This is a genomic window from Stenotrophomonas sp. 1278, from assembly GCF_029892765.1.
Classification (GTDB): domain Bacteria; phylum Pseudomonadota; class Gammaproteobacteria; order Xanthomonadales; family Xanthomonadaceae; genus Stenotrophomonas; species Stenotrophomonas indicatrix.
This window is the reverse complement of the sequence record NZ_JARXWD010000016.1, coordinates 70,242-88,985: the sequence shown is the minus strand read 5'-3', so window position 1 is coordinate 88,985 and position 18,744 is coordinate 70,242. Positions and strand designations below refer to the sequence as shown.

20 protein-coding genes are annotated in these 18,744 nt (G+C 68.1%); 9 read left to right on the top strand and 11 right to left on the bottom strand.

The features are described from left to right. Positions 1–30: 30 nt before the first annotated feature. Positions 31–1,449 (top strand): MFS transporter, encoded by a 1,419-nt coding sequence (locus tag M2299_RS14330; protein WP_223484635.1) that lies wholly within the window; start codon positions 31–33, stop codon positions 1,447–1,449. Further along, positions 1,446–2,117 (top strand): hypothetical protein, encoded by a 672-nt coding sequence (locus tag M2299_RS14325; protein ID WP_280884566.1) that lies wholly within the window; start codon positions 1,446–1,448, stop codon positions 2,115–2,117. Before M2299_RS14330 ends, M2299_RS14325 begins: the two co-directional genes overlap by 4 nt. 114 nt (positions 2,118–2,231) lie before the next feature. On the opposite strand, the gene M2299_RS14320 is transcribed toward M2299_RS14325, so the two are convergent. From M2299_RS14320 to M2299_RS14305, 4 genes are read right to left on the bottom strand one after another with little or no spacing between them, the layout of a single operon-like run. After that, positions 2,232–3,029, bottom strand: a complete 798-nt coding sequence (locus M2299_RS14320) for an N-formylglutamate amidohydrolase (RefSeq protein WP_100435840.1) — start codon at positions 3,027–3,029, stop codon at positions 2,232–2,234. Next, the gene (locus M2299_RS14315) at positions 3,022–3,576 is read right to left on the bottom strand and encodes an NUDIX hydrolase (protein ID WP_025877960.1); all 555 of its coding nucleotides are present in this window, start codon (positions 3,574–3,576) and stop codon (positions 3,022–3,024) included. The genes M2299_RS14320 and M2299_RS14315 overlap by 8 nt, the downstream gene beginning before the upstream one ends. Further along, the gene (locus M2299_RS14310; protein WP_243378945.1) at positions 3,573–4,517 is read right to left on the bottom strand and encodes a 5'-3' exonuclease H3TH domain-containing protein; all 945 of its coding nucleotides are present in this window, start codon (positions 4,515–4,517) and stop codon (positions 3,573–3,575) included. The genes M2299_RS14315 and M2299_RS14310 overlap by 4 nt, the downstream gene beginning before the upstream one ends. Further along, positions 4,514–5,092 (bottom strand): nitroreductase, encoded by a 579-nt coding sequence (locus M2299_RS14305; RefSeq protein WP_025877963.1) that lies wholly within the window; start codon positions 5,090–5,092, stop codon positions 4,514–4,516. The genes M2299_RS14310 and M2299_RS14305 overlap by 4 nt, the downstream gene beginning before the upstream one ends. A 332-nt stretch (positions 5,093–5,424) precedes the next feature. Between M2299_RS14305 and M2299_RS14300 the strand changes: the two genes are divergently transcribed. Together M2299_RS14300 and M2299_RS14295 are read left to right on the top strand one after the other, a co-directional pair. Beyond that, the gene (locus M2299_RS14300) at positions 5,425–7,746 is read left to right on the top strand and encodes a DUF1631 domain-containing protein (RefSeq protein ID WP_099841947.1); all 2,322 of its coding nucleotides are present in this window, start codon (positions 5,425–5,427) and stop codon (positions 7,744–7,746) included. 52 nt (positions 7,747–7,798) lie between these two features. Further along, complete coding sequence (locus M2299_RS14295) at positions 7,799–8,878, top strand: NAD(P) transhydrogenase subunit alpha (RefSeq protein WP_032977478.1); 1,080 nt, start codon at positions 7,799–7,801, stop codon at positions 8,876–8,878. Between the two features lie 87 nt (positions 8,879–8,965). Here the strand turns inward: M2299_RS14295 and M2299_RS14290 are convergent, their stop codons facing one another. From M2299_RS14290 to M2299_RS14280, 3 genes are read right to left on the bottom strand one after another with little or no spacing between them, the layout of a single operon-like run. Continuing rightward, positions 8,966–9,430, bottom strand: coding sequence for a DUF3106 domain-containing protein (locus tag M2299_RS14290; RefSeq protein WP_099841948.1), 465 nt, complete (start codon positions 9,428–9,430; stop codon positions 8,966–8,968). A 3-nt stretch (positions 9,431–9,433) separates the two neighbouring features. Next, entirely contained in the window at positions 9,434–9,760 is a 327-nt protein-coding gene (locus M2299_RS14285; protein ID WP_099841949.1) for a hypothetical protein, read from the bottom strand. After that, positions 9,757–10,341, bottom strand: a complete 585-nt coding sequence (locus tag M2299_RS14280) for an RNA polymerase sigma factor (protein WP_080149966.1) — start codon at positions 10,339–10,341, stop codon at positions 9,757–9,759. The genes M2299_RS14285 and M2299_RS14280 overlap by 4 nt, the downstream gene beginning before the upstream one ends. A gap of 97 nt (positions 10,342–10,438) precedes the next feature. Between M2299_RS14280 and M2299_RS14275 the strand changes: the two genes are divergently transcribed. Beyond that, positions 10,439–10,759 carry an NAD(P) transhydrogenase subunit alpha gene (locus tag M2299_RS14275; protein ID WP_218788744.1) on the top strand — a complete coding sequence of 107 codons (321 nt, stop codon included), beginning with the start codon at positions 10,439–10,441 and terminating at the stop codon, positions 10,757–10,759. Then, positions 10,756–12,216, top strand: coding sequence for an NAD(P)(+) transhydrogenase (Re/Si-specific) subunit beta (locus tag M2299_RS14270; protein ID WP_025877971.1), 1,461 nt, complete (start codon positions 10,756–10,758; stop codon positions 12,214–12,216). Before M2299_RS14275 ends, M2299_RS14270 begins: the two co-directional genes overlap by 4 nt. 94 nt (positions 12,217–12,310) lie before the next feature. Here M2299_RS14270 and M2299_RS14265 read toward each other — a convergent pair whose 3' ends face one another. After that, on the bottom strand, positions 12,311–12,730 hold the full coding sequence (locus M2299_RS14265; protein ID WP_088101134.1) for a hypothetical protein: 420 nt from the start codon (positions 12,728–12,730) through the stop codon (positions 12,311–12,313). 121 nt (positions 12,731–12,851) lie between these two features. On the opposite strand from M2299_RS14265, the gene sufT reads away from it, so the two are divergent. The 3 genes from sufT to M2299_RS14250 all read left to right on the top strand — a co-directional run bounded on the left by sufT (position 12,852) and on the right by M2299_RS14250 (position 16,807). Then, the gene (sufT, locus tag M2299_RS14260; RefSeq protein WP_280884564.1) at positions 12,852–13,403 is read left to right on the top strand and encodes a putative Fe-S cluster assembly protein SufT; all 552 of its coding nucleotides are present in this window, start codon (positions 12,852–12,854) and stop codon (positions 13,401–13,403) included. A gap of 59 nt (positions 13,404–13,462) precedes the next feature. Continuing rightward, positions 13,463–14,557, top strand: a complete 1,095-nt coding sequence (locus tag M2299_RS14255; protein ID WP_280884563.1) for a branched-chain amino acid aminotransferase — start codon at positions 13,463–13,465, stop codon at positions 14,555–14,557. A 510-nt stretch (positions 14,558–15,067) separates the two neighbouring features. Further along, complete coding sequence (locus tag M2299_RS14250) at positions 15,068–16,807, top strand: S8 family peptidase (RefSeq protein WP_033830414.1); 1,740 nt, start codon at positions 15,068–15,070, stop codon at positions 16,805–16,807. A gap of 385 nt (positions 16,808–17,192) precedes the next feature. Here the strand turns inward: M2299_RS14250 and M2299_RS14245 are convergent, their stop codons facing one another. The 3 genes from M2299_RS14245 to wrbA all read right to left on the bottom strand — a co-directional run bounded on the left by M2299_RS14245 (position 17,193) and on the right by wrbA (position 18,683). Next, entirely contained in the window at positions 17,193–17,678 is a 486-nt protein-coding gene (locus tag M2299_RS14245; protein ID WP_033830416.1) for an asparaginase domain-containing protein, read from the bottom strand. A 79-nt stretch (positions 17,679–17,757) separates the two neighbouring features. Next, a complete protein-coding gene (locus M2299_RS14240) occupies positions 17,758–18,093 on the bottom strand; it encodes a DUF2069 domain-containing protein (RefSeq protein ID WP_099782928.1) in 336 nt (111 codons plus the stop codon). Then, positions 18,090–18,683: an NAD(P)H:quinone oxidoreductase gene (gene wrbA, locus M2299_RS14235; protein ID WP_025879137.1), complete on the bottom strand. Its 594-nt coding sequence runs from the start codon at positions 18,681–18,683 to the stop codon at positions 18,090–18,092. The genes M2299_RS14240 and wrbA overlap by 4 nt, the downstream gene beginning before the upstream one ends. Positions 18,684–18,744 lie beyond the last annotated feature (61 nt).

Genomic DNA, 18,744 nt, shown 5'->3' with positions numbered 1-18,744 from the left:
CTGCCGTCCCCCCTCCGAACCGGGCGCCGCATGCCTCCCCTGAAATACCCGCGCTGGGCGCTGACCCTGCTGGCCACCGCGCAGCTGATCATCGCTCTGGACGCCACCATCATCTTCGTCGCTCTGCACGACATGGGCCGCGCGCTGCAGATCAATGCGCAGCAGCTGCAGTGGGTGGTCAGCGCCTATACGGTGGCCTTTGGCGGCAGCCTGCTGCTGGGCGGGCGTGCGGCCGATCTGCTGGGCCGCCGCCGCTTCTACCGGCTGGGCATGCTGCTGTTCGCGCTGGCCTCGCTGCTGGGTGCGCTGGCGCCCAATGCCACGCTGTTGATCGTGGCACGTGCGGCGCAGGGCATCGGTGCGGCGCTGCTGTTTCCGGCCACCCTGGCCCTGATCAATACGCTGTATGCAGAAGGCCCGGTGCGCAACCGCGCGTTGGCAATCTGGAGCATGGCCAGTGCGGCGGGCCTCGCGCTGGGGACGCTGCTGGGCGGCGTGCTGACCCAGGCGTTCGGCTGGCCGGCGGTGCTGGCGGTGATCGTGCCGTTGGCCACGGCCTGTGCGGTCGCCGCGGGCGCGTGGCTGCCGGCCGATGGCCCGCGCGTGCGCGGCCGTTCCTTCGATCTGGCCGGTTGCCTCGCCGTCACCGCCGGCGGCAGCCTGCTGGTCACCACCCTGGTGCAGGGGCCGGAATGGGGCTGGACCGCGCCGGCCACGCTCATCTGCCTGTTGCTGTCAGCCGTGCTGCTGACGGTGTTCGTGCAGATCGAAAAGCGCAGCCGCGACCCGCTGATGCAGTTCGCGCTGCTGCGCCTGCCCGGCCTGCGTGCAGCACTCGGCCTGACCTTCGCGTTCATGAGCAGCTATGGCGTGCAGTACTACTTCCTGGCGCTGTACTTCCAGGATGGCTATGGCTGGAGCCCGCTGCAGGCCGGCATGGCCTTCCTGCTGCCGACGCTGGTGTGCACCTTCGGCATCCGCATTGCCGAGCGCATGCTGCAGCGCCGTTCGCCACGGCAGGTGCTGGCTTGGGGCTTCGCTGCCGGTGCCATCGGCATCACCGCGGTGGCGCTGGCGATGCCGCACGGCGCCAGCTACTGGCCGCTGCTGCCGGGCATCGTGGTGCTCAGCGTGGGCCAGGGCATGAGCTGGACGGCGATGTGGATCGTGGCCGGGCAGGGCGTGCCGGGGCCGCAGCAGGGTGTGGCGTCCGGCATGGCCGCTACCGCACAGCAGATCGGCGGCGCGTTGGGTCTGGCAGTACTGGTGATGGTGGCCAACGCCGCACGCGGCACGCAGGCGGCAACCAGTCCTGATGCCCTGCAGGGCATGGTCAATGCACAGTACGGCGCCGCGCTGTTCGCCGCGCTCGGCGTGGTCATCGCGCTGGGCCTGCGTCCGGCACGGGTAGACTGCAGCTCTCCCGACGCCCTGCCAAACGACGCATGATTGCACTGCTTGATCTTCGCCAGACGCTGGACGCGTTTGCCGCCTGCAATGACGACCACGACGTATGGGCGTCGTTCGGCTGGGTGCATGCCAGCGAGGGCGATCTGCTGGCGGCGCGTTTCTGGTTGCCGGCAGATGAAGACGCCGCGTTCGATGACGACGGTGAAGTGCCCGAGGCCGTGCAGGCGCTGGGCCTGTCGGCCTGCCTGGAACCGGCCACGTTCGCTGACGTACTGGATGTGCAGAAGCGCCAGCGTCCGCTCTCATCCCTGCAGGATTACGCCGAAGCGCTGGCGTACTACGCCGAGTACGACGCCTTCCTGCAGGTGGACGGTGTCGATGAAGCGCTGGGCGAGGCCGGTGCCGCCGAGCAGGACGCTGCGCGCGCAGCCGGTGTCGGGCCGGGCATCTTCGCCGCGTTCGAGCTGACGCTGGCGGCGTGTGCGGGCGAGCAGATCAAGGGAGCGGCACAGCGCGTGGCGCAGCTGCTCGACATTCCGGTGGGCGAAGCGCTGGCACGCTGTCGCGCGCTGCCGATGTTGCTGGGTGAAGCACTGGATCGGCATCGCGCGCAGGCGATCAAGGACGATGTTGAAGCGATCGGCGTTCGCGTGCAGGTGCAAGGCTTCAAGCCCTTCCCGTGGATGGATGTTCCCGTGCTGCGTTGACGAAAATCATCCACGCATGGCGTGGATCTACTGGGAACCGGCCTCGTTCTTTCTTTTCGCCGAATGCGGATGTCCGGCAGCGCTGCAGTAGATCCACGCCATGCGTGGATGCGGTCATCCGAACGCCAACAACTGCGGCTGCAACGCGTTGAAAATACGCGCCAACCGCTCCGCCCACGCCTGCTGCCCGGCGGCATCGGCGATCAGGTCCTGGCGGATTTCCAGTTCCACATGCACCAGACCGCGACCTTCGCCATGCACCGGCACCGCGTAGTCGCTGCTGCTGTTGACCGAATACGGTTCGTTGTCGCCCACCACCAGGTCGCCTTCATCGCGCAGTGCCTGCAGCAACGCGTGGGCAAAGCGTGTGTCCTGGTGGTACAGCACGCCGGCGTGCCAGGGGCGCTGCATGCCGTTCATCACCGGGGTGAAGCTGTGCATCATCACCAGCAGCGTCGGCCGTCCCGCATCGCGGCGCGCCTCCAGTTCGGCATCGATGCGTGCATGGTAGGGCGCGTGGATCGCATCGATGCGCTGCTGCCGCTGTGCGGGCGACAGCCCGGCATTGCCCGGCACCACGGTGTGGTCGCTGACCTCGGGAATCAGCGTGGGCGAAACCAACGGCCGGTTGCAGTCGATCAGCAGCCGCGAATAGGTCTGCTCGATCGCCCACGCATCCAGCCGCTCGGCCAATGCACGGGTGGTGCCGCCGATGCCGATGTCCCAGCCGATATGCCGGTCCAGTTCGGCCTGCGGCAATCCAAGGTCGGCCAGTGCACGCGGCACCTGTTGGCCGGCATGGTCGGCCAGCAGCAGGAACGGTGAGGCGCCCTGCGCACGGTGCACGCTGAAGATCGCCGGATCGTCGGCACCCAGCAGTGCCGGCAGCGCGTGCAGGCCGGCGTCAGCCACGGGGCCGGCCGTCCAGGTGGTGCTCGATCATCCACAGGCCGGCCCACAGCTTGGCATCGGCTTCATAGCCTTCGGCCATTTTCTGCACCAGCCAGGCGGCCGCCTGCGTGCGCGGCACTTCATGCACGGTGATGTCCTCGCTCTCGTCGCCGCCGCCTTCGCCGATGCGACGCAGGCCGGTGGCACGCACGAAGGCGATCTTCTCGCTGCTGGCACCGGAGGAGGTGGGGCCGATCATCAGCACTTCGGCGTGCTCGGCGGTCCAGCCGGTTTCCTCTTCCAGCTCGCGTACAGCGGAAACTTCGATGGACTCGCCCGCATCGATGTCGCCGACCAGCCCGGCCGGCATCTCGATGGTCGACGCCTGCAGCGGCACGCGGAACTGCTCGACGAACAGCACCTTGTCCTCGGGGGTGACGGCAATGATGATCGCGGCCAGGCCGCCGGCGTGGGTGCGTTCGCTGTATTCCCAGCTGCCACGCACGACCATGCGCTGGTACTTGCCTTCGTAGACGACACGCGGTGCTTCGGTGTTGCGCTGGCTCATGCGGGCTCGCTGGAAGTAGGGAAGGGGTCGGAAATGCCGGCGGCACTGAACAGCCGGCGGCGGGTCATGGGGCCGAAGCGCAGGGTCTGGCACAGGCCGCCGAGCAGCTCTGGATCGGCCGCCTGGCGCGGCATGCCGGGCTGGCAGCCTTCCAAGGGTGCGTCCAGGGCGATGGTGGTCAGCTGGCGCCAGAGCTGGGCGTGCTCGCGCTGCTCGCGCAGGCGCACGGCCATCTGGGCCGCGCCGCGCAGGCGCAGGAACGGCACTTCGTCCAGGCGTTCGTACAGCACGTCCATGCTGCCGAAATGGGCCAGCAGCACGGCCGCCGACTTGGCACCGACACCGCTGATGCCCGGAATGTTGTCGACCGCATCGCCGCACAGCGCCAGGTAATCGGCGATCTGGTGCGCGTGCACGCCGTGCCGGGCCTTGACCCCGGCCACGTCCCAGCGCTGGTTGCGTGCGTAATCCCATTGCTCGTCATGGTCGAGCAGCAGCTGCGACAGGTCCTTGTCGGCGGAAATGATCACGCCGCGATGGCTGCTGCGGTGGCCATGCAGGGCGCTGCCGATCAGGTCGTCGGCTTCGTAATCATGATGCGCCAGTACCACCAGGCCGAGCGCTGCGCACAGCGCCTTGCAGTGCACGAACTGGCGCTTGAGCGCTTCCGGCGCCGGGTCCCGGTTGGCCTTGTAGGCCGGGTACAGGCGGTGGCGGAAGCCGCTGTCCAGTGCTTCGTCGAAGGCGATGGCGATGTGCCGGGGGCGTTCGCGCTCCAGCAGGTCCAGCAGGAAACGGGCGAAGCCGTGCACGGCGTTGGTCGGCCAGCCCTGGCTGTCCTGGAATTCGTCCGGCAGCGAATGCCAGGCGCGGAACACGTAGATGCTGGCGTCGACCAGGTACAGCGGCGGCGGTATCGCCACGGGAATCACGGCGTTCACTGGCCGGTCCAGTCCTGCAGCAGGGCCGCGGCATCGGGGCGCTCGCGCTCGGGGACTTCGGCCTTGGGCGTGCCGATGTGGATGAAGCCGGCAATGCCTTCGCCCTCGGCCAGCCCCAGGTGGGCATGCACGGCAGGATCGAAGGCCATCCATGCGGTCAGCCACTGCGCGCCGAAGCCCAGCGCCTGTGCCGCCTGCAACAGAGCAAAGCACACACAGCCGGCGGTCATCAGCTGTTCCTGTGCCGGTACCTTCGGGTCCGGACGGGGGCTGGCCACCACCACGATCACCAGCGGTGCATGGCTGAAGCGCTGGCGGTCCTTCTCGAACACGGCGTCGCCGGCATGCGGGTCGCGCTCACGGCTGCGCGCGGCCAGGAAGTCGCCCAGAGTGTGACGCGCATCGCCGGCGATCTTCAGGAAGCGGAACGGTACGCGCTTGCCGTGGTCGGGCACGCGGACCGCCGAGGTCAGCATCCGCTGCAGGGTGGCCGGGTCCGGTCCGGGCTCGCCCAGTTGCCGCGAGGGCACCGAGCGGCGGGCATCCAGGGCAAGCAGGGCGGCAGGGTCGGGCATGGAGTCTGAACCGGTCATCACGGGTCGCTGATTATAGTCGGGGAGGTAGATGACGCCGTTTGTGTCGCGTCAGACCCCTGAATAGCAAACTGTGATGAACATCATGCCACTGGCGGATCACGGAGCCCCGCTTCCCCTCGCCTCGCAGGCCCCGCACGGCTTACGATACGTAATATTGCCGGGCCGCCGTTCATGAGGTTTGAAGTGAGGACTGTTTCACTGTCCGCGATGGGCTGGGCGGCCTACCATCGAGGGACCGGTGCATGGGGTGTACCGGCCGTCGCGATGTCCATGATGTCTGTCGCACCAGAGAAGGTGGGGAGCCTTCCCGAATGATGAGCGCGCCCACTCCGATGGGATCGCCGGGCCGTGACCCGGCCCAGCTCCAGCTTGCCCGGGACATCGTCCTGCCGGCGTTGTGCCAGGCCTTTGGCGCGGCACTGGCCCGCTTCGACGATGCCCTGTTCGACCGTGCCGGCAATGCCGGCTCGTCGCAGTTGCTGTTCCTGGACGCGATGCGCGAGCTGCGCCGCCGCCGTGAGGAGATTGCCGCTGGCTTTGCCGGCCATCTTGGCCATGCCTGGGACGGTCTGGCTGCAGGCGAGCCGCTCTCTGCCGAGCTGACCCTGGCCGGGCAGGCCCAGGATGGCCTGAGCCTGGTGCCGGAACATGTACTGGAATCGCGGTTGGCGGTGCGCAACTTCGCCACCGTGCTGCTGCGCGACTTCAAGCCGGTGCTGGCGCGGCTCGACCGCCGCCTGGGCTGGCTGGGCGGCGGTATCGAACTCGACGCCGACCGCAACCCGATCAGCCCCGAGCATCTGGGCGTGGCCATCCACGAAGCCTTCGCCGGCTGTGAGCTGGCCCCGGAAGTACACCTGGTGCTGATCAAGCTGTGCGAGCGCGACCTGCGCGCGCCGGTAGGCCGCATCTACGAGAAGCTGGACGAACACCTGGCTGCGGCCGGGGTGATGTCGCAGATGGGTGCGCCGCGCCGACCACTTGCGCCGGCCCCGGCGCAGCACGTTCCGCATGGCCTGGATGATCTGGTCGAGCAGCGCACGGCACCGGGCGTTGACAACGAATTCAATGACGACGAACAGGCCGCACCGGCCTGGGCGCAGCGATTTGCCGCGCGCTGGTCGGAGCGTCGTGGCCACATGCAGCAGCATGCTGGTGGCGAGGAGAACCCGTCCGGTGAAGCCTATTCCGGCCAGCAGGGCATGCTGCTGGAAGCGCTGCACGAACTGCTGCAGCAGACCCGCCACGTGCGCGACGACGCAACCTCTGCGGCGCAGGTCGCGGTCGGCCAGCATCGCCCGTTGAGCCAGCGCGAAATGATGTCGGTGCTGTCGCTGCTGCAGGCGACGCCGAGTGCGACCCTGCGTGCGGCGATCGGCGAGGACGGCGAATCGTTGGCGCAGCGGCTGAAGAGCGAAGTGCTGTCCAGCGCTACCCGGCTGGGCGTCGACCCGGGCCAGACCCGGCTGGACGCGCAGGACGAGGATGCGATCGACCTGGTCGGCATGCTGTTCGACGTGATGCTCGATGAGCGCGAACTGGAAGGCCGCTCGCGCGAGCTGATCGGCCGCCTGGTGGTTCCGTTCGTGAAGGTGGCGATGCTGGACCGCCGCATGTTCGTGCAGAAGACCCATCCGGCGCGCAAGCTGCTCAACTCGCTGGCCGAAGCCTGCGAGGGCAACACCGGCGAAAGCCAGGCCGAACGCATGCTGATGGCCAAGGTGGAGGAGATCATCGAGCGGCTGGTCGCCGAGTTCAACGAGAACCTGGCGATCTTCCTGACCCTGGAAGAAGAATTCCGCGATTTCCTGGTACAGCACCGCCGTCGCGTGGAAATCGCCGAGCGGCGGGCCGCCGAGACCCAGCGCGGCCAGGAAAAGCTGGAAATGGCCCGCACCCGTGCCGGCGCCGAACTGGATCGCCGCATCGGCGATGCCACCCTGCCGCCGGCCATCGCCGAGTTCCTGCGCCAGCCCTGGCAGCACCATCTGACCCTGGCGCTGCTGCGCGAGGGCGAGGAGGGTGCCTCGGTGGCCGAGGCGCTGACCCTGGCTGATGGCCTGCTTGAGGAAGTGGCCGAGGCCCGCCGGCAGATCGTCGGCAAGCCGTGGCTGCAGGCCTGGCAGCCGATGCTGGCCAAGGTGTTTGCCAGCGTCGGCGTGCATGGCGACGCAGCCACCGCAGCCATCGATGCGCTGCACGACACATTGCAGGGCATCGCCGAATCGCGACCGGAGCTGCAGCGCGCGTTGCCGGAGCTGCCGCAGGTGGTGCTGCCCGCGCCGCCGGCCCCGGAAACACCGGCAGTGGAACTGGGCGGTACCTTCAATACCGACGATTTCGACAATGCCGATGCCGACCGCTTCCGCCGGATGGAGATCGGCAACTGGCTGGACTTCGTCGACAAGGATGGCAAGGTGCAGGCGGGCAAACTGTCGTGGATCAGCCCGATTTCCTCGCGCCTGCTGTTCGTCAACCGGCGTGGCGTGCGCTTCTGCGTGGCCTCACCCGAGGAACTGGCGGTGATGGTGCGGCTGGGTCGCCTGCGTCCCCACATCGACGATGGCGCCTTCGACAGCGCCATGCAGGGCGTGCTCGACCGCCTCGACCCGGGTGGTGCGACGCTGCACTGAGCCACGTACGCCTGCTAGGATCGGACCCACTCACCGATCAGCGGGAATCTGCATGGCCGTGGCGTTGCTGGGGATCAAGGAGACCGCGCCGGGCGAACGACGCGTTGCGCTCACGCCGGAAACGGCGCGCAAGCTCGGTGCGCTGGGCATCACCGTGTGGTATCAGCCGGGTGCGGGCCAGACGGCCGGTTTCACCGATGCCGCCTACGACGACGCAGGTGCCCGCGCCTTCGACGCCGCCCGTTGGGCCGAGATCGACATCCTGCTGTGCGTGCAGGCGCCACCGGCCGAGGTGCTGGCCCAGCTCAAGCCGGGCGCCAGTGTGGTCGGCCTGCTGACCCCGGCGGCCGACCCTGCGTTGGCCGCATTGGCATCGGATGACCGCCTGCACCTGTTCCCGCTGCAGCAGCTGCCGCGCACCACGCGCGCACAGGCGATGGACGTACTCAGTTCGCAGGCCGGCATGGCCGGCTACAAGGCGGCATTGATTGCTGCCGAACGCGCGCCGCGCTTCTTCCCGATGCTGACCACGGCGGCCGGTACCGTGCGTCCAGCCAAGGTGCTGGTGATCGGCGCCGGTGTCGCCGGCCTGCAGGCCATTGCCACCTCACGCCGCCTGGGTGCGCAGGTGGAGGGCTTCGACGTGCGCCCGGAAACCCGCGAACAGATCCAGTCGCTCGGTGCGCGCTTCCTCGACCTGGGGGTGAGCGCGGTCGGCGAGGGCGGTTATGCGCGGGCGCTGACCGATGAAGAGCGTGGGGAACAGCAGCGCCGTCTTGGCGACCACCTGCGCAGCGTGGACGTGGTGATCTGCACTGCCGCGGTGCCGGGACGTCAGGCGCCGACGATCGTCACCGCCGCGATGGTCGAAGGCATGGCCGCCGGCAGCGTGATCGTCGATCTGGCCGCCGAGAGCGGTGGCAACTGCGCGTTGACCGAGCCCGGCCAATGCATCGAGCACCAGGGCGTGACCATCGATGGCCCGCTGGGCCTGGCCAGCCGGGGTGCCACCCAGGCCAGCGAGATGTATGCGCGCAACCTGATGAACTTCGTCGCCCTGTTCGTGCGCGACGGCCAGCTGGGCTTCGACTGGGAAGATGAGCTGCTGGCGAAAACGCGCTGGCAGGCCTGAGTCGGTAGTGCCGGGCCATGCCCGGCTAGCGCAGCGGCATCCGGTGAATCCGCCGGGCATGGCCCGGCGCTACCGCTTCGATAGGGGTTACCGCGGCTTCGCCGGCGGCGGGTTGTCCCGCACCCATTCCCTGCGTTCGTCTGCGGTCATCTGCGACCAGCGCTCGCGCATGGCATCGCGCTGGGCCGGACTGAGGTCACGCATCTGGCCGAACAACGCCCGGGCCTGCTCACGCTGTTCCGGGCTCATGTGCTCGAAGCGGCGCAGGCCGCGGCGGGCCTTGTCGCGTTCTTCCGGGCTCATCGACTGCCAGCGCTGGCCGTGCGACAGCATGCGCTGGCGCTGCGCGGAATCGGCGCCGTTCCAGCGGTCACGCAGCGGTGCCAACAGCGCTTCGCGCTGGGCCGGGCTCAGCTGTTCCCAGTTCGGCAGCGGCGCGGCAGCTGGTGCCGGCCGCGCGGCAGGCGCTGGCGCGGTGGCCTGCGCCAGTGCCGATGCAGCGGGCAGCAGGGTCAGGGCGATCAGCAGGGGCAGGGAGGGGTATCGCAGCATGGTTCACTCCATCGCCAGGTCGTTGTCGCCCAGCCACAGGTACAGATCGGGATTCTCGTCGTACAGCACGCCATTGTCTTCTTCCGCAGCGATGATCGGCGTGCTGATCGGGCCCTGATGATCGCCCGGGCCGACGAACTGGACGCCGATGCCCAGCGCGATCACCAGCGAACAGGCGCTGGCCAGCCACCAGCGCCAGCGACCGGCGCGCGCCGCACCGGCGTTGTGACGGGCACTGCGCAGGCGTGCCAGGGTGGCCGGCGACAGCGCTTGCAGCGACTGCGCGTGCAGGCTGCGCAGGGCGTCATCGGAAGGCTGGGGGCGGTTCACGGGTGCATCTCCAGTTGATTCTGCAGCGCCTGTCGGGCGCGCGCCAGATGGGTCTTTACCGCGCCTTCGCTGCAGCCCATGGCGCGGGCGGTGGTGGCCCCGTCCAGGTCCTGCAGCACGCGCAGGGTGAATGCCTCGCGCTGGCGGGCGGGCAGGTCGCGCAGTGCCTGCACCAGCTGCTGGTACTGCTGGCGCTGCTCGTGCGCCTGCGAAGGGTCCGGTGCGGGGTCGGCCCAGTCGATCTCGCCGCCATCGGCATCCTGGTTGTCGCGCCAGAACGGCAGGCGGAAGCGGCGGCGGCGCTGCAGGTCGATCACCCGCCGGCGCAGGATGCTCCAGAACAACGGCGCCCACTCGGCGGCCGGCTTGTCGGCATAGTCCAGCATGCGCAGCAGCGCGTCCTGCACCGCATCCAGCGCGTCATCACGCTGGCGCAGGCCGGCCTCGGCGAAGCGGAAGGCGCGCGGCCCGACGCTGGCCAGGAATGCTTCCAGCGAGGCCGGAACGGCGTCGGCATCGGTGGTTGAGGGGACAGGGCTGCTCACCAGCACAGGGTACGGTTCCTCGGCAGGGGTCACCATCGACAACGCGTGAGCGCGGCCGTGGTTGACCGGGACGCGCGCAGGGTTCAGCCCATGGTTATGATGGGGCGACGAAGACAGAGCAGGAGCGTTGCCGGTGAGTGACGGGTTCGTGGCGCTGTACATCTTCATGCTGGCCGCCATTGCCGGCCACGTGATCATTTCCCGGGTCCCGGTGATCCTGCATACCCCGTTGATGTCGGGCTCCAACTTCATCCATGGCATCGTGCTGATCGGCGCGATGGTGGTGCTGGGGCACGCACAGACGCCGTTGGAGAAGGTGCTGGGGTTCCTTGCCGTGGTGCTCGGCGCCGGCAACGCCGCCGGCGGCTATGTGGTCACCGCGCGCATGCTGGAAATGTTCAAGCCGAGCGTGCGCAAGTCCGGCAACGATGAACCGAAGGAGCCGCAGGCTTGAACATCAGCACCGTCGAACTGCTCGATTGGCTGGTCAAGGCCAGCTACCTGGTCGCCGCCACCCTGTTCCTGCTCGGCCTGCAGCGCATGGCCTCGCCGATGACCGCAAGCAGCGGTATCCGCTGGGCGGGGCTGGGCATGTTGCTGGCCACGGTGGCGACCTTCTTCCTGCCCGAACTGCACAACGTGCCGTTGATCCTGGTGGCACTGCTGCTGGGGGCCGGCCTGGCCTGGTGGTCGGCGGGCAAGGTCGCCGTCACCGACATGCCGCAGATGGTCGCGCTGTACAACGGCATGGGCGGCGGCTCGGCGGCCGCCATCGGTGCGGTGGAACTGCTGCGCTATGCGTTCCTGGCCAACCGCGATACCACCCACTGGAGTGCGCAGGCGCTGGCCGATCTGGCCGCGCGGCAGCCGTCCGGCACGGTGCTGGTGCTGGCGGTGGTGGGCGCGGCGATCGGTGCGGTGTCGCTGTCCGGCTCGGTGATCGCCTGGGCCAAACTCGATGGTCGCCTCGACAAGCGCGTGACCTGGCCGGGCCAGCAGGTGATGAACCTGCTGGTGGCGCTGGCCGTGGTGGTGCTGGGCATCATCGCCGCCAGTACGCTCAGCACCTGGGCCATCGTTGCCTTCTTCGTGCTGGCCCTGGCGCTGGGCGTGTTGATGACGCTGCCGATCGGTGGCGCCGACATGCCGGTGGTGATTTCGCTGTACAACGCGTTCACCGGCCTGGCGGTGTCGTTCGAAGGCTACGTGCTGGGCAACGAGGCGCTGATCATCGCCGGCATGATGGTCGGTGCGGCCGGCATCCTGCTGACCCGGTTGATGGCCAAGGCGATGAACCGGCCGATCCGCAACGTGCTGTTCTCCAACTTCGGTGGTGGCGCCGGTGGTGAGGCGCAGGCGATTTCCGGTTCGCAGAAGCCCATCGAGGCGGCCGACGTGGCGGCGATGATGGGCTTTGCCGAACGCGTGGTGATCGTGCCCGGCTATGGCATGGCCGTGGCCCAGGCCCAGCACAAGATCTGGGAGCTGGCGCAGCGGCTGATCACGCGCGGGGTGAAGGTCAAGTTCGCCATCCACCCGGTGGCCGGGCGCATGCCCGGGCACATGAACGTGCTGCTGGCCGAAGCGGGGGTGCCGTACGACCTGATCGCGGACATGGACGACATCAATCCCGAGTTCGCCACTACCGACGTGGTGCTGGTGATCGGCGCCAACGACGTGGTCAACCCGGTGGCGCGCACCGATCCGGCCAGTCCGATCTACGGCATGCCGGTACTGGACGTGGTAAATGCCCGCAACGTGGTGGTGATCAAGCGGGGCAAGGGCACCGGCTTTGCGGGTATCGAGAATGCGCTGTTCTACGCCGACAACACCCGCATGCTGTACGGCGATGGTGCCGAGGCGGCGGCGTCGCTGGTCAGCGAGCTGAAGGCGCTCGACGGCGGGCATTGAGGCAGTGCGGTAGCGCCGGGCCATGCCCGGCGGCTTTGCGTGCAGACCGCTGCGCTCGCCGGGCATGGCCCGGCGCTACCCACGTCCGGCGCGCTCAGCGCGCCAGCCAGGCTCCGACCACCACGGCCACCGCCAGCCACAGCCACTCGACCACGCCATTGGCCAGGGTGATCAGCGTCCAGGCCAGGTGCGGGCCCATCCGCAGCGAGGCGTCCCAGGGGTTCAGGCCCATCGAACCGCCCATCCAGGCACTGGCGATCGCCCAGTTCGAGATCGCGGCCACCAGCAGCGTGCCCAGCACGACCAGGGCGATGCGCAGCTTGCCGGGACCGAGCGTGCCCAGACGCAGCATGAATACCAGTTCCAGGGCGGTCAGTACCGCCATCCAGCCGACCGGACGGCCGGTGAACAGGGCGATCAGCATCCAGGCGAGGGGGGCGGTGGCCAGCGCCAGCAACAACATGAAGGGCCAGAGCCAGGTAACGGTCCTGGCGCGTGCGGCATTGGAGGACATCGAAGCTCCTGAAGGTCGCCCACAGGATACTGTGGTTTGCCGCAGTGCACCGGCGAGGGCGGGGCGCCTACGCTAGAATGACCGCTTGCGTGGCTTATGCCGCAGCCCCATATCGGTCCCCATGTATTCCCGTAGCAGCGAACCTGTCCACTTCGAACGCGATTGCGAGGCCGTGATGGTCCCGCAGGGCGACACCGTGACCTTGCCCGCCGGCAGCTATGGGTACATCACCCAGGCGCTGGGCGGCAGTTATTCGGTGTTCGTCGAGGGCAATCTGTTCCGCATCGCCGGCAAGGATGGCGATGCCATCGGCAAGGAAGCGCCGGCACCGCTGGAACTGCCCGACGGTGCCAGCGACGAGCAGGTCGAACAACTGGTCTGGCAGCAGCTGCGCACCTGTTTCGACCCGGAAATTCCGGTCAACATCGTCGAACTGGGCCTGGTCTACGAGGTGGAGATCAAGCACCTCGACGAAGGGCAGCGCGAGATCGACGTGAAGATGACCCTGACCGCGCCTGCGTGCGGCATGGGCGACATCCTGGTCGACGACGTGCGCAGCAAGCTTGAAATGATCCCGACGGTGGCCGAGGCCGACGTCGAGCTGGTCTTCGATCCGCCGTGGAACCAGCACATGATGTCCGAGGCCGCGCGCCTCGAAACCGGCATGCTTTGACCCACGGCCCGCAGTGACGCGGGCCCGGCATTACCCGCAACCAGAACAGGAAATCTCCGGTGTCCCAGTCCATTCCCAGCTTCGCCGTCACCCGTTCGGACCACCCGCGCAGCGCTGAAGAGCGCGCCCAGATCCTGGAGAAGCCGGGCTTCGGCCTGCACTTCACTGACCACATGGTGGAAGTGCGCTGGGACAAGGATGCCGGCTGGCACAACGCCAACGTGCGCGCTTATGGTCCGCTGCAGCTGGACCCGGCCGCGGCCGTGCTGCACTACGGCCAGGAGATCTTCGAAGGCATCAAGGCCTACCGCCATGCCGATGGTTCGATCTGGACCTTCCGCCCCGATGCCAACGGCCGTCGCCTGCAGCGTTCGGCGCAGCGCCTGGCGCTGCCGGAACTGCCGGTGGAGATCTTCGTCGAATCGCTGAAGCAGATGATCGCCGTCGACAGCGCGTGGGTGCCGTCGGCCGATGAGTCGAGCCTGTATTTCCGTCCGTTCATGATCGGCGATGAAGCGTTCCTTGGCGTGCGCGGCGCGCACAAGGCCGGCTACTACGTCATCGCCAGCCCGGCTGGCCCGTACTTCGCCAAGGGCGTCGCCCCGGTGTCGATCTGGCTGTCCACCGAGTACGCGCGTGCGGCCAAGGGCGGTACCGGTGCGGCCAAGTGCGGTGGCAACTACGCCGCGTCGCTGTTGCCGCAGCAGAAGGCGCAGGCACAGGGCTGCTCGCAGGTGCTGTTCCTGGACCCGGTCGAAGGCAAGTACCTGGAAGAACTGGGCGGCATGAACGTGTTCCTGATCTACAAGGACGGCACCCTGGTCACGCCGGAACTGTCCGGCAGCATCCTCGAGGGCATCACCCGCGAGAGCATCCTGCAGCTGGCCCGCGACCGCGGCATGAAGGTCGAAGAGCGCAAGGTCACCATCGATGAGTGGAAGCAGGGCGTGACCTCCGGCGAGATCGCCGAAGTGTTCGCCTGCGGTACCGCTGCGGTGGTCACCCCGATCGGCCAGCTGAAGGGCGAAGGCTTCTCGGTGGGCGACATCAATGCGCCGGCTGGCGAAGTGACCATGTCACTGCGCAAGGAACTGACCGACATCCAGTACGGTCGCCTGCCGGACCGCCACGGCTGGCTGGTCAAGCTGGGCTGATCGCCTGCGCTGAACGCTGGCGCCGGGTTACGCCCGGCCGCATCCCCGGAAAGCCCGTCCCCGCGACGGGCTTTCTGCGTTTCAGGCGTACGTCCGCCGGGCATGGCCCGGCGCTACCAGGATCAACGGCTCCCCCTGCGCGCGGCGATGCCCGGCGAATGTACGCGTACCACGGTAGCGCCGGGCCATGCCCGGCGGCTGTTCGCCGATGTCGGCAAAGACATGGCGGGACAGGACATTCCGCAGTCAGGTACGTGCAGCTGACGCGAAAGTTCCTTCACCTTCACAAACCCTCGACCCGGAAAGTCTCAGATCCAACATTTCATCTTGCTGAAAAGACGCTGAAAATCTTGTGGTGTCCGGTTTGAGCCACTAGCGTCATCAACACAGCGGATGGTCAGGGGAATCCGCTGGCTCGCCGGACCCGAACCTCGCCATCGCAAGCCAGCCCACGGTTCAGGCCGGTGCTTCTGCCGATTCCGGCATTCCTACCATTAGAAGGGAAATCCGATGTCCCAGGTAACGCAACCGCGTGTGCGTCGTGTGTGGGTGGTCCTTGGTGCGTCCGTCCTGTCATCGCTGCTGCTGGCCACGCCTGCGCTGGCCGGTGATGTCCAGCTCAGCGGCCTGCAGTCCGCGCCGACCCACCAGCGCTTCATCGTGAAGTACCGCGACGGCAGTGCGCCGGTGGCCAACACCACCGCGCTGGCCTCTTCGCTGAAGACGGCCGCTGCCGGCATCGCCAGCAGCCAGGGCCGCGCGCTGGGCCTGCAGCAGGTCCGCAGGCTTGCCGTCGGCTCCACCGTGGTCAGGACCGACCGTGCGCTGGACCAGGCCGAATCCGAGCTGCTGATGCGCAAGCTGGCCGCCGACCCGAACGTCGAATACGTCGAAGTCGACCAGATCATGCGCGCGACGCTGACCCCCAACGACACCCGTTTCAGCGAGCAATGGGGCTTCGGTACGTCCAACGCCTCGATCAACGTGCGTCCGGCCTGGGACAAGGCCACCGGTACCGGCGTGGTCGTGGCCGTGATCGATACCGGCATCACCAACCATGCCGACCTCAACGCCAACATCCTGCCCGGCTATGACTTCATCAGCGACGCGGCGATGGCGCGCGATGGCGGTGGCCGTGACAGCAATCCCAACGATGAGGGTGACTGGTACGGCGACAACGAGTGCCAGGCCGGTTATCCGGGCTCGAACTCCAGCTGGCATGGCACCCACGTGGCCGGCACGGTCGCTGCGGTGACCAACAACAGCACCGGCGTGGCCGGTACCGCCTTCAACGCCAAGGTCGTGCCGGTGCGCGTGCTCGGCAAGTGCGGCGGCTACACCTCCGACATCGCCGACGCGATCGTCTGGGCCTCCGGTGGCACGGTCAGCGGTGTGCCGGCCAATGCCAATCCGGCCGAGGTCATCAACATGTCGCTGGGCGGCGGCGGCAGCTGCTCGACCACTTACCAGAACGCGATCAACGGCGCGGTCGGCCGCGGCACCACCGTGGTGGTCGCTGCCGGCAACAGCAACACCAACGTCTCCAGCGCGGTACCGGCGAACTGCCCGAACGTGATCGCCGTGGCGGCCACCACCTCGGCGGGTGCGCGTGCCAGCTTCTCCAACTACGGCACCGGCATCGACATCTCCGCACCGGGCCAGAGCATCCTGTCCACCCTCAACAGCGGCACCACCACCCCGGGCAGCGCCAGCTATGCGTCCTACAACGGCACCTCGATGGCGGCACCGCACGTGGCGGGCGTGGTTGCACTGATGCAGTCGGTGGCACCGAGCCCGCTCAGCCCGGCGCAGGTGGAAAGCATCATCAAGAGCACCGCGCGTCCGCTGCCGGGTGCGTGCTCGGGTGGTTGCGGCGCCGGCATCATCGACGCCGATGCCGCGGTGACTGCCGCGATCAACGGCACCACGCCCAACCCGGGTGGCACCGTGCTGCAGAACAACGTGCCGGTTACCGGCCTCGGCGCAGCCAGCGGCGCATCGCTCAGCTATACCGTCAACGTCCCGGCTGGCAGCACGCAGCTGCGCGTGGCGATCAGCGGCGGCAGCGGTGATGCCGACCTGTACCTGCGCCAGGGCAGTGCCCCGACCGACACCGTCTACACCTGCCGCCCGTACCTGAGCGGCAACAACGAGACCTGCACCGTCAACAGCCCCACCGCCGGTACCTGGTACGTGCGGGTGAAGGCCTACAGCACCTTCTCGGGCGTGACCGTCAACGCCCAGTACTGAGCCCAAGCCCCTCTCCATGGGCACGCCCCGGCCTCGGCCGGGGTGTTTTTTTAGGGGCGGCGAAGCGGAGAAAGCAATGTGCAGCAGTGCATTTGCTCTTGCTCTGCCCTTGACCTTGCTGGCCGCGCGCGATGATCTGTCAGGAGGGGGTGATCCCCCCGACGCAGGACCGTTGGCGCCATGGGCCCGAGGCATGCCTCGGGCGGGTTGGGCAGGACGCCCAACCCCGGTCTTGCCGTGTGCGCAGGACAGCGCACACGAGCAAGGCGCCATCGAGCCCCCAGGGATGGGTTTATGGCGTGTCCTGCGTCGGGGGGATCACCCCCTCAACCCAGCAGCAACCAAAACGCTGAACCCATCCGCGCGACAGCGCGCCTTCAATCCCTCAAACCGACTCGAACCGGTTCGCCGCCACGTTCTTGCGCACATGCTGCGGGTCGAAGATCCGGCCGTTCATCGCGATGAACACCCCCGCCGGCAGCGACTGCACCGCACCGATCGCACAGCCGATGTTGAACTCCGCATCCGAACCACGGAAACGCGCCGGGCTCAGCGCACCGGTCATCACGATGGTCTTGTCCGGGATCGTCGCCAGCACCTTGCCGGTCTGCACCATCGAATCGGTGCCGTGGGTCACCAGCACGTGGCGGGTGGGCTGCGCGGCGATCGTCGCGCGGATCAGCTCACGATCGTCGTCGTTGATGTGCAGCGAATCCTTGCGCAGGATCGGAATCACGTTGAAACGGAACGTGACCCCCAGTTCGCGCAGGATCATGCCGATCTGCGGGTCGCCGATCTGGTAGTCCGACTTGTCGTCGAAATAGATCTTGTCGATCGTGCCACCGGTGGTGACGACCAGGAGCTCTTCCATCATGTGCATGCGCGAAACCAAGGCAGGTACAGCGGCGCGGGGCCGGGAACGCAGATGATACGGCCCACCGGGCGCAGCGTCAGCGCCGCCGCCCGAAACGGGCGCGCAGGCCGGGCAGGCTGGCCGAAAAGATCACCAGCAGCGCCAGCACGATTTCGATCAGTGCCAGCCAGCGGGTCTCGGGATGGCTCCAGGCGCTCATCACGCCGTGGCTGAACCAGCCCAGGGCCAGCACCGCCGCCCAGAACCCGGCCTTGCGCCAGCCCAGCCGCAGGGCGATGGCCAGCGCCATCGGCGGCGCAGTGAACACCAGCTGGGTGGCCAGCCAGTGCCTGTCGTTGATGAACCAGCCGGCAAACAGCGCCGCCAGCCCCATCAGGGCCAGCAGCAGCACGGTGCGCGGCGCGGTGCTCATCGCGCCAGCCGCTGCGCGATGTCGGCCACGCGCCGGCCCAGCGCCCGCGCCAGTACCGCCTCATCGTCGGTGGGTTGCGGGTCGTCGGCGGCGCCGGCCACGTGGCTGGCGCCATACGGCGTGCCGCCACTGGTGGTGTGGCTCAGCGCCGGCTCGGTGAACGGAATGCCGACGATCAGGCAGCCGTGGTGCAGCAGCGGTACCTGCATCGACAGCAGGGTCGACTCCTGGCCGCCATGCATCGACGCAGTGGACGTGAACACCCCGGCCGGCTTGCCGGCCAGCGTGCCGTTCACCCATTCGGCGCCGAGGCCGTCAAGGAAATGCTTGACCGGCGCGGCCATGTTGCCGAAACGGGTAGGGCTGCCCAGCAGCAGTCCCTGGCACTCCGCCAGGTCCTGCACGCTTACATAGGGCGCGCCATCGTCGGGTACCGGCGGCTGCGCGGTCTGGGTAACGGCAGCCACCGGCGGCACCGTGCGCAGCCGCGCTGCCATGCCCGGAACCTCGCCGATGCCCCGCGCGATCTGGCGCGCCAGCCGTGCCACCGAACCGCCGCGGCTGTAGTACAGCACCAGGATTTCGCCCATCGCGCCCAGCTCTCCTCATCGTGTGGACGCCAGTATGGCTATCCTGCACCGATTCCGCATC

Coding starts and splice junctions, on each gene's coding strand:
- sufT (WP_280884564.1), top strand. CDS start 12,852: ATGTATTCCCGTAGCAGCGAACCTGTCCACTTCGAACGCGATTGCGAG.
- M2299_RS14240 (WP_099782928.1), bottom strand. CDS start 18,093: ATGAGCACCGCGCCGCGCACCGTGCTGCTGCTGGCCCTGATGGGGCTG.
- M2299_RS14245 (WP_033830416.1), bottom strand. CDS start 17,678: ATGGAAGAGCTCCTGGTCGTCACCACCGGTGGCACGATCGACAAGATC.
- M2299_RS14265 (WP_088101134.1), bottom strand. CDS start 12,730: ATGTCCTCCAATGCCGCACGCGCCAGGACCGTTACCTGGCTCTGGCCC.
- M2299_RS14295 (WP_032977478.1), top strand. CDS start 7,799: ATGGCCGTGGCGTTGCTGGGGATCAAGGAGACCGCGCCGGGCGAACGA.
- M2299_RS14300 (WP_099841947.1), top strand. CDS start 5,425: ATGATGAGCGCGCCCACTCCGATGGGATCGCCGGGCCGTGACCCGGCC.
- M2299_RS14250 (WP_033830414.1), top strand. CDS start 15,068: ATGTCCCAGGTAACGCAACCGCGTGTGCGTCGTGTGTGGGTGGTCCTT.
- M2299_RS14290 (WP_099841948.1), bottom strand. CDS start 9,430: ATGCTGCGATACCCCTCCCTGCCCCTGCTGATCGCCCTGACCCTGCTG.
- M2299_RS14305 (WP_025877963.1), bottom strand. CDS start 5,092: ATGCCCGACCCTGCCGCCCTGCTTGCCCTGGATGCCCGCCGCTCGGTG.
- M2299_RS14325 (WP_280884566.1), top strand. CDS start 1,446: ATGATTGCACTGCTTGATCTTCGCCAGACGCTGGACGCGTTTGCCGCC.
- M2299_RS14330 (WP_223484635.1), top strand. CDS start 31: ATGCCTCCCCTGAAATACCCGCGCTGGGCGCTGACCCTGCTGGCCACC.
- wrbA (WP_025879137.1), bottom strand. CDS start 18,683: ATGGGCGAAATCCTGGTGCTGTACTACAGCCGCGGCGGTTCGGTGGCA.
- M2299_RS14280 (WP_080149966.1), bottom strand. CDS start 10,341: ATGGTGACCCCTGCCGAGGAACCGTACCCTGTGCTGGTGAGCAGCCCT.
- M2299_RS14315 (WP_025877960.1), bottom strand. CDS start 3,576: ATGAGCCAGCGCAACACCGAAGCACCGCGTGTCGTCTACGAAGGCAAG.